Annotated in this window: 7 protein-coding genes and 2 pseudogenes; 6 read left to right on the forward strand and 3 right to left on the reverse strand. The window is 68.7% G+C overall.

Annotated elements, in window-relative coordinates; translation table 11 throughout:
* Nucleotides 1-1,375: succinate CoA transferase (locus I0Q12_RS26220; protein WP_231611469.1), on the reverse strand; the 1,375-nt coding region annotated here is incomplete at its 3' end.
* A gap of 330 nt (nucleotides 1,376-1,705) precedes the next feature.
* On the opposite strand from I0Q12_RS26220, the gene I0Q12_RS26225 reads away from it, so the two are divergent.
* The 5 genes from I0Q12_RS26225 (at nucleotide 1,706) to I0Q12_RS26245 (ending at nucleotide 7,247) form a co-directional block, all read left to right on the forward strand.
* Nucleotides 1,706-3,808 carry a RecQ family ATP-dependent DNA helicase gene (locus I0Q12_RS26225; protein WP_197256176.1) on the forward strand — a complete coding sequence of 701 codons (2,103 nt, stop codon included), beginning with the start codon at nucleotides 1,706-1,708 and terminating at the stop codon, nucleotides 3,806-3,808.
* Between the two features lie 141 nt (nucleotides 3,809-3,949).
* Entirely contained in the window at nucleotides 3,950-4,492 is a 543-nt protein-coding gene (ectA, locus tag I0Q12_RS26230; protein ID WP_197256195.1) for a diaminobutyrate acetyltransferase, read from the forward strand.
* 46 nt (nucleotides 4,493-4,538) lie between these two features.
* The gene (gene ectB, locus I0Q12_RS26235) at nucleotides 4,539-5,816 is read left to right on the forward strand and encodes a diaminobutyrate--2-oxoglutarate transaminase (RefSeq protein ID WP_197256178.1); all 1,278 of its coding nucleotides are present in this window, start codon (nucleotides 4,539-4,541) and stop codon (nucleotides 5,814-5,816) included.
* A 49-nt stretch (nucleotides 5,817-5,865) separates the two neighbouring features.
* The gene (locus I0Q12_RS26240) at nucleotides 5,866-6,261 is read left to right on the forward strand and encodes an ectoine synthase (RefSeq protein ID WP_197256180.1); all 396 of its coding nucleotides are present in this window, start codon (nucleotides 5,866-5,868) and stop codon (nucleotides 6,259-6,261) included.
* A 50-nt stretch (nucleotides 6,262-6,311) separates the two neighbouring features.
* Entirely contained in the window at nucleotides 6,312-7,247 is a 936-nt protein-coding gene (locus I0Q12_RS26245; protein WP_197256182.1) for a D-isomer specific 2-hydroxyacid dehydrogenase family protein, read from the forward strand.
* On the opposite strand, the pseudogene ligD reads toward I0Q12_RS26245, so the two are convergent.
* Nucleotides 7,241-8,203 (reverse strand): annotated as a pseudogene (ligD, locus tag I0Q12_RS26250) (non-homologous end-joining DNA ligase). The gene I0Q12_RS26245 and the pseudogene ligD overlap by 7 nt on opposite strands.
* A gap of 71 nt (nucleotides 8,204-8,274) precedes the next feature.
* Between ligD and I0Q12_RS26255 the strand changes: the two are divergent.
* Nucleotides 8,275-9,102, forward strand: coding sequence for an NAD-dependent protein deacetylase (locus I0Q12_RS26255; protein ID WP_197256184.1), 828 nt, complete (start codon nucleotides 8,275-8,277; stop codon nucleotides 9,100-9,102).
* Between the two features lie 2 nt (nucleotides 9,103-9,104).
* Here I0Q12_RS26255 and I0Q12_RS26260 read toward each other — a convergent pair.
* Nucleotides 9,105-9,299 (reverse strand): annotated as a pseudogene (locus tag I0Q12_RS26260) (hypothetical protein); the annotation flags it as partial.

A 9,299-nucleotide genomic window follows, 5' to 3' on the forward strand; every position in this document is an offset into this window, starting at 1 on the left:
GCGGAGACAGCCCGCGCAGATCGGCGAGGCCCTGCTCGGTGACGATCACCTGGGTGTCGTGCTCGGTGTGGTCGACGTGCGGCACCATCGGCACGATCGCCGAGATGCTGCCGCCCTTCGCGGTCGACGGGCTCAGGAACATCGACAGATAGCCGTTGCGAGCGAAGTCGCCGGAACCACCGATGCCGTTCATCATCTTGGTTCCCATGACATGGGTGGAGTTGACGTTGCCGTAGATGTCGGCCTCGAGCATGCCGTTCATGGCGATGATGCCGAGGCGGCGGACGATCTCCGGGTGGTTGCTGATCTCCTGCGGCCGCAGCACGATGTGCTCCCGGTAGAAGTCGATGTTGGCCACCAGCTCGTCGACACCCTCCGCGGTCAACGCGAGCGACGTCGCGGATGCGTACTTCACGGTGCCGTGCTTGATCAGGTGCAGCATCCCGTCCTGGATGACCTCGGAATAGCAGGTCAACCCCTTGTGCGGTCCGGCGTCGAGGCCCTGCAGCACCGCGTTGGCGACGTTGCCGACACCGGACTGGAGCGGCAACAGCGAATCGGCGGGCAGGCGTCCCTTGGAGACCTCGAACTCGAAGAACTCCAGTACGTGCCCGGCGATCGTCTTGCTGACGGCGTCCGGCGGAGTCAGCGGCATCGCGCTGTCGCGCAGGTTGGTCTCGACGACGGCGACGACCTTGGCCGGGTCGACGCGCAGGGTGGGCTGGCCGATGCGGTCCTCGACGCCGGTCAACATGATCGGCTTGCGGTTCGGGGGCAGCGCGGTGCCGTAGTAGACGTCGTGGATCCCGTTCATCGCGTCCGGCACCCAGGAGTTGACCTCGAGGACGACCTTCTCGGCGACGTCGAGCCAGGTCTTGTTGTTGCCGATCGACGTCGACGGGATCAGTTCACCGCTCTCCGTGATGCCGGAGACCTCGATGACCGCGACGTCGATGTGCCCGTAGTACCCCTCCCAGACCTGCTGGGCCACGTGGGACAGGTGGATGTCGAGGTAGTCCATGCCACCGGAGTTGATGGAGCGGCGTGCCGTCGCCTCGGACTGGTAGGGCATGCGCAGCGAGATGCCGTCGACCTCCGCGAGCATGCGTTCGGTCTCGGCGGCGACGGAGGCACCGGTGAGAAGGTTGATCGTGAAGTCCGTACCGCCGGCGCGGGCGTGCCGGATCCGCTCCGCGAGCGCGGGTGTGACGGCCTTGGGAGTGCCGGCACTGCCGAACCCGCTGATCGCGACCGTGTCACCGGGGTGGATGTACCGCACCGCCTCCTCGGCAGAAACGATCTTGTTCCGAAACGCGGAGTGGTGAATTCGGTTCGACTCCGACGTGACATCGGAAAGAAGGTGGTGCCCGTTCATGCGCCCAGATTAGCCGCCGCAAGGAAAGGCCCGTCACATTCTTCCGGCCCGAGGGACCCACACCACTCGCCTGCCCTCGAGCCCGGCCCAGGACACGCGAGGGGCGTAACCTACTGTTGCGCAACGGCTTCTACAATTGCGGCACTGCGTGCCATCGGGGCGACCGGCTGGTCTGTTACCGGAAGCGCGATCGTAGGATCGTTGCGCGCTCGTCGCATGGTTGTGACCGTTCACCGCGCCGGGCCGTGCGTTCGACGCGGCACCGCCCCACCGGCACCGGGAGCCACCGTCCCGCGTTCCGTGTCACCCTGTTCCGGCACGATGGTCCGCATGAGTATCGCGACGACGAATCTGCGTGACGAGGCCGAACGACTCCTGCGCGAACTGGCCGGCCCGCACGCGCGCCTGCGCGAGGACCAGTGGACGGCGATCGAGGCGCTGGTGGTGCAGCGGCGCCGCGCGCTCGTGGTGCAGCGCACCGGGTGGGGCAAGTCCGCGGTGTACTTCATTTCCGCCAAACTGCTGCGTGCCCACGGGCACGGTCCGACGGTGATCGTCTCGCCGCTGCTGGCGCTCATGCGCAACCAGGTCGAGTCCGCCGAACGCGCCGGGGTGCGGGCGGCGACGATCAACTCCGGCAACGTCACCGAGTGGGACGAGATCCACGAGCGCATCGCGTCCGGTGAGATCGACGTCCTGCTGGTCAGCCCGGAACGGTTGAACAATCCCGACTTTCGCGATCAGGTGCTGCCCGCCCTGGCCCGCGATGCCGGTCTCGTCGTGGTCGACGAGGCGCACTGTGTGTCCGACTGGGGTCACGACTTCCGCCCGGACTACCGGCGGATCCGCACGCTCGTCGCCGAACTCGGCGAGGGCATCCCCGTGCTGGCGACGACCGCGACCGCGAACGATCGCGTCGTGGCCGACGTGGCCGCCCAGTTGGGCGTCGGCGAGGGCACCGCGGAAACGCTGGTGCTGCGCGGCGGCCTGGACCGCCCCTCGCTGCACCTGTCGGTCGTCCGGATCGACGAGCCCGCACGCCGCGCGGCGTGGCTGGCCGAGCATCTGGGTGAGCTGCCCGGCTCCGGCATCGTCTACGCGCTGACCGTGTCGGCGGCGCAGGATCTGGCGGCGTTGCTCGCCGAGCGGGGTTACGCCGTCGCCGCGTACACCGGGCAGACCGACACCGCCGAACGCGAGCAACTCGAGGCGGATCTGCTGAACAACCGCGTCAAGGCGCTGGTGGCGACGTCGGCGCTGGGCATGGGCTTCGACAAACCGGACCTGGGGTTCGTGGTGCATCTCGGGGCACCGTCCTCCCCCATCTCCTACTACCAGCAGGTCGGCCGCGCGGGCCGCTCCACCGATCGTGCCGAGGTCGTTCTCCTGCCGGGCCGCGAGGATCAGCAGATCTGGAAGTGGTTCGCGTCGGTCGCGTTCCCCGACGAGGCGCTGGTGCGCCGGGTCGTGGAGGTGCTCGACACCGACCGTCCGCAGTCGACGCCGGCGATCGAGCCGCGACCGGTTCAGATCCACGAGCGGCTCGAGATGGTGCTCAAGGTGCTCGACGTCGACGGTGCGGTGCGCCGCGTCAAGGGCGGCTGGGTCGCGACCGGGCAGCCGTGGCACTACGACGCGCCGCGCTACGCCCGGCTCGAGGAGGCCCGCGCCGCCGAGCAGGCCGCCATGCTCGAATACGAACGCACCACCGAGTGCCGGATGCTGTTCCTGCGCCGGCAGCTCGACGACCCGGAGCTCACGGCCTCCGCCGAGGGCTGCGGCCGGTGCGACAACTGCTGCGGCCCGCGCTGGAGCACCGACGTGGAGGAAGCCGGTGTGGCGCAGACGGTGGCGCGCCTGGACCGCCCGGGTGTCGATCTCGCGCCGCGCAAGCAGTGGCCGACGGGCATGGCGAAGCTGGGGGTGTCGCTGTCCGGGCGGATCACCGACGGACCCGAACCCGGGCGGGTGCTGGGCCGGTTGTCCGACCTGGGGTGGGGTCCACGACTGCGCGCGCTGCTGGACGGTCCGGACGCCCCCGCCCCGGACGAGCTCATGCGGGCCGCGATCTCGGTGCTCGCCGCGTGGGACTGGGCACAGCGCCCGGTCGCGGTGATGGCCGTGGAGTCGGAGTCGCATCCGCTGCTCGTCGGCTCGCTGGCCGCGGGTCTGGCCCGGATCGGCCGCCTGCGGGATCTGGGCACGTTGCGGTCCCGTCCGGGGCGGCCGCCGGTGACGGCGGCGAACTCGGCCTATCGCATCGCCGCGCTCGTCGATGCGTGGATCCCGCCGGACCTCACGGGTGTCGACGGTCCGGTGCTGCTGGTCGACGCCGTCACCGACACGGGGTGGACGCTGACGATGGCGGCGCGGACGCTGCGCGCAGCGGGCGCCGAAGCGGTGCTCCCGTTCGCGCTGGCGAGCCCGAAGTAATCGGTGGGGCCGCACCGATCGCTACACGATGTGGCCCATCTCACTCGAGTGCTCTTACCTGCGTGTAATCCGGGGTTCCGAAGATCGATTTCCGCGACGCGCGTGATTTCGGCACACGTGGTTGTTACGTTGCCATTACTTATGACGCCCGTTACGGAGAGAAGTACCCCGACCCTCGCACCGGCCGAACCGAGCTTGCGAACGCCGGCCGAATTGCAGTTCAGGACACCTCGCATCGCAGACGGAATTCGGATCTGGGAAATCGCTCGCGATTCCCGGGTGCTCGATGTCAATTCCTCGTATGCCTATGTGCTGTGGTGCCGTGACTACGCCGCGACCTCGCTCGTCGCGACCGACGAGTTCGACCGGCCGGTCGGGTTCGTCACCGGCTACCGCCGCCCGGAGGCGCCCGGCACGTTGTTCGTGTGGCAGGTCGCCGTCGACGAAGATCAGCGGGGACGCGGCGTGGCGGCCCGGATGCTGCACACGCTCCTGGACCGGCTCCGCCACTGCGGTGTGACCCGCCTGGAGACCACCATCAGTCCGGACAACTCGGCCTCCATCGCGTTGTTCACGGCCGTCGCCCAGCAGCGCGGCACCTATATCACGCGCACCGATCTGTTCGCAGCGGACGATTTCCCCGATTCCCACCTGCCCGAAGATCTCTACACAATCGGCGACTGAAATTTTCGGTCCCGATCACAATTCAAAACAGGAGGAGCACGCAGAAATGACCATCCTGGAACAGCGTGAAATTTCTCGGACCGACATTTTCGAGAATCTCGAATCCGAGGTACGCAGCTACAGTCGCTCCTGGCCCACGGTTTTCGAAACCGCATCGGGCTCGTGGCTGCGCGACGAGAACGGCAAGGACTACCTCGACTTCTTCGCCGGCGCCGGCGCCCTGAACTACGGGCACAACAACCCGGTGCTCAAGACCGCGCTCGTGGACTACATCATGAACGACGGCATCACCCACAGCCTGGACATGCACACCGTGGCCAAGCGGGAACTGCTCGAATCGTTCGAACGCACGATCCTCGATCCGCGCGGACTGGACTACAAGGTGCAGTTCCCCGGCCCGACCGGAACCAACACCGTCGAGGCAGCGCTGAAACTGGCCCGCAAGGTGACCGGCCGCGAGTCGATCGTCAACTTCACCAACGCTTTTCACGGTATGACGCTGGGCTCGCTGTCGGTGACCGGAAATTCCATGAAGCGCGCGGGCGCCGGTGTGCCGCTCGTGCACGCGACCCCGATGCCGTTCGACGGCTACTTCGACGGCGCCACCGAGGACTTCCACTGGTTCTCGCGCGTCCTCGACGATTCGGGCAGCGGCCTGAACCGGCCGGCCGCGGTGATCGTGGAAACCGTGCAGGGCGAGGGCGGCGTGAACGTCGCGCGCCCCGAGTGGCTGCGCGCGCTGGCCGATCTGTGCACCGAGCGCGGCATCCTGCTCATCGTCGACGACGTGCAGATGGGCTGCGGCCGCACCGGACCGTTCTTCTCCTTCGAGGCCGCGGGCATCACACCGGACATCGTGACCCTGTCGAAGTCGATCGGCGGTTACGGACTTCCCTTGGCGCTGACCCTGTTCAAACGCGAACTGGACGTGTGGGGCCCGGGCGAGCACAACGGCACGTTCCGCGGCAACAACCCCGCGTTCGTGACCGCGCGGGCCGCCCTCGACCACTACTGGTCCGACGATCGCCTCGAACGCGACACCCTGCGGAAGGGGGAACGGATCCGCCAGACGTTCATGAACCTGGCGACGATGTTCGACGGCGTGTCCACCCGCGGTCGCGGTCTCGTCCAGGGTCTGGTGTTCGACGATCCGAGCGACGCGCAGAAGGTGTGCGCGTTCGCGTTCGAGGAGGGTCTGCTCGCGGAGACCGCGGGACCGTCCGACGAGGTCGTCAAGCTGCTGCCGCCGCTGACCGTCACCGACGACGAGCTCGAGTACGGGCTCAACATCATCGCCGAGGCCACCGCGAAGGTCTGCGCCTGATCCGCAGCCGCAGCCCTGAAGCGAAAGTCTTTACAGCAGAGGATTTTTCATGATCGTACGCACCACCGACGAAATCACCGGCACCGACCGCGACGTCGAGGCCGAGAACGGGAACTGGCGCAGCAAGCGCATCGTGCTCGGCGGCGACCGCGTCGGATTCTCCTTCCACGAGACCACCATCCAGGCCGGCACCGTCAACGAGTTCCACTACGCGAACCACGTCGAGGCGGTGTGGCTCGTCGAGGGCACCGGCACCCTCACCGACCTCGAGACCGGCACCGTGTACCCGCTGGCGCCGGGCACGATGTACCTGCTGAACGGCCACGAGCGGCATCGCGTCGAACCGGACACCCGGATGCGGATGCTGTGCGTGTTCAATCCGCCGGTGACCGGACGTGAAGTCCACGACGAGAACGGGGTCTACCCGCTCGTCGAGGTCGTCTGAGCACAGCACACGGGATGACCCGGGGCGGGCGCGCGAATAGAGTCGGAACCATGACCTTCACGCGTCCGCCCCGTATCGCTGTCGGTCCCACCTCGGACGTGTTGTTCGAGGAGGCGATAGTGCGGGGCGGCGGCGTGCCGTGCCGACTCGACGAGCAACCCGACGCCCTGGTGTGGACCGGTGGACCCGCCGAGTTCCCGGCGTCGTTACCCGAGTCGGTGCGCTGGGTGCAGTTGCCCGCCGCAGGGGTCGAGCAGTGGCTCGAGGGCGGCACCGTGAAGGCGCATCCGCAGCTGACCTGGACCTCCGCGGCCGGAGCCTTCGCCGCCACGGTCGCCGAGCACGCCCTGGCGCTGCTCCTCGCCGGAGTGCGGGCACTGCCCGCCCACCTGGCCGCGTCGTCGTGGACGCCGACGGAGTTCTACCCGCTTCTCGGCACACTGCGTGGCGCGACCGTCGGCATCGTCGGCGCCGGCGGTATCGGCCGGGCGCTGATCCCGATGCTGGCCGGCATCGGCGCACATTCGCTCGCGGTGACCCGCAGCGGCCGTCCGGTCCCCGGCGCCACCGAGACTCTCCCGGTCGAACGGATCGACGAACTCTGGCCCGCTGCAGACCATTTCGTGATCGCCGCCCCCGCGACCGCGAAGACCGTGCGGCTGGTCGGTGCCCGTCAGTTCGCGGCGATGAAGCCGTCGGCGTGGGTCGTCAACGTCGCCCGCGGATCGCTCGTCGATACCGACGCGCTCGTCGACGCCCTCTCCACCGGAACGATCGCCGGTGCCGGTCTCGACGTCACCGATCCCGAACCCCTCCCCGACGGCCATCCCCTGTGGTCGCTGCCGAACGCGATCATCACCCCGCACGATTCGAACCCGCCCGCGCTACGGGTGCCCGCCTTCGTCGAACACGTCGTCGAGAACGTCACCCGCTTCGCCTCCGGCGCCGAACTCATCGCAGTCATCGACACCAGCGCGGGCTACTGATCCGGCTCTTCGAGACCGGACGCCTCGTCCCGGTCCGCCCACTCGAACAGCGGATCGAGCGCGAACACCGCGTCGTCGATCCCGGCGTGCAGATCGCCCAGTTCCGCGAACCGGTCCGGCACCGTCCGCATCGTGAGGTCCCGGGGGTCGACGTCGTCGATCTCGTCCCATCACACCGGCGCCGACACGGTCGCTTCCGGGACCCCGCGCACCGAGTACGCCGCGGCGATCGTGTGGTCGCGCGCGTTCTGGTTGTAGTCGACGAACAGCTTCGTCGGATCCCGGTCCTTGCGCCACCAGGTGGTGGTGACGTCCTTCGGAACCCGCCGCTCGATCTCGCGCGCGAACGCGAGTGCGGCCCGGCGCACATCACCGAACTCCCACCGCGGTTCGATCCGCACGTACACGTGCAGACCCTGACCACCCGACGTCTTCGGCCACCCGGTCGCGCCCAGTTCGTCGAGCACCTCGTGCACGACACCCGCGACGCGCCGCACGGTATCGAAATCGCATTGCGGCATCGGATCCAGATCGATGCGCCACTCGTCGGGGCGTTCGACGTCCGCGCGCCGCGAGTTCCACGGGTGGAACTCGACCGTGGACATCTGCACCGCCCACACCACGTCCGCGAGATGGGTGACGCACAGTTCGTCGGCGTAGCGGTCGTAGCGCGGGAAGTGGACCTGCACGGTCTGCACCCAGTCCGGGGCGCCGCGCGGCAGGCGCTTCTGGTGCACCTTGTCACCGTCGAGCCCCTCCGGGAAGCGGTGCAGCATGCACGGCCGTTCCCGCAGCGCCCGCACGATGCCGTCGCCGACCGCCATGTAGTACTGCGCCAGGTCCAGTTTCGTCGCGCCCGTCTTCGGGAAGTACACCCGGTCCGGATGCGTCAGGCGCACGGTCCGGTCGCCGACGACCAGTTCGACGGCGTCGGACGACTTGCCTGTCGGTGCCATCGGTCCATTGTGTTCACTGCCGGCGCCGCGCGGGACGGAACGCGCGGATCGGGCGCGCTACCGTGGACGACGTGATCGACGAACTGCACTCGCTGCTGGCCGGGCGTCGGGTCGCGGTTCTGACCGGCGCCGGGCTCAGCACCGATTCCGGCATCCCGGACTACCGGAGCCCGACCTCTCCCCCGCGCAACCCGATGACCTTCCAGCAGTTCGTCGGCGATCCGGTGTTCCGCCGCCGCTACTGGGCGCGCAATCACATCGGCTGGCGTCACATGGACGCCGCCCGCCCCAACGACGGGCATCGCGCACTCGCCGCACTGGAGCGTCGCGGCACGGTGCTCGGGGTGATCACCCAGAACGTGGACCTGCTGCACACCAAGGCCGGCAGCCGCCGCGTGGTGGACCTGCACGGCACCTACGCGCAGGTGCGCTGCCTCGCCTGCGACCATCGCATCTCGCGGTTCACGCTCTCCGAACTGCTGACCGCCGCCAATCCCGGATTCCTCGAACACGTCCACGCGACAACGGGTTCGGAGGTGGCGCCGGATGCGGATGCGGTGGTCGAGAACACCGACGACTTTCGGATCGTCGACTGTGTGCGGTGCGGCGGGATGCTCAAACCCGACATCGTGTACTTCGGGGAGTTCGTCCCCCGCGACCGCGTCGAGCGGGCGTACGCGCTCGTCGACGAGGCCGACGCGCTGCTCGTGGCGGGCAGTTCGCTGACGGTGCAGTCCGGGCTGCGGTTCGTTCGAAGGGCCGCCGCGGACGGTAAGCCGGTCGCAATCGTCAATCGCGGGCGCACCCGCGGCGATCGCTTCGCGGATGTGCGGGTCGAGGCGGGCTGCTCGGAAACCCTCGCCGCCCTGGCCGCGGCTCCGCTGCAGGCGGCTTCCTGACCCTAGAGGCGGGCGAGGTCGTCGGCGTGCACGACGGGTCGCTGCAGATCCGGCGGCAGGTTCTGCGTCGAGAAGCCGATCATGAAGTCCAGTTCGCTCGCGTCGTAGGCGACGACGCCGCGCGCCACCGTCCGCCCGTCCGGCCCGACCAGCCCCGAGGACCTCGACGGGGTTGTCGCCGGATCCGGCGGCGCACT

It is taken from the genome of Rhodococcus sp. CX (assembly GCF_015865005.1).
Taxonomy (GTDB): Bacteria; Actinomycetota; Actinomycetes; order Mycobacteriales; family Mycobacteriaceae; genus Rhodococcus.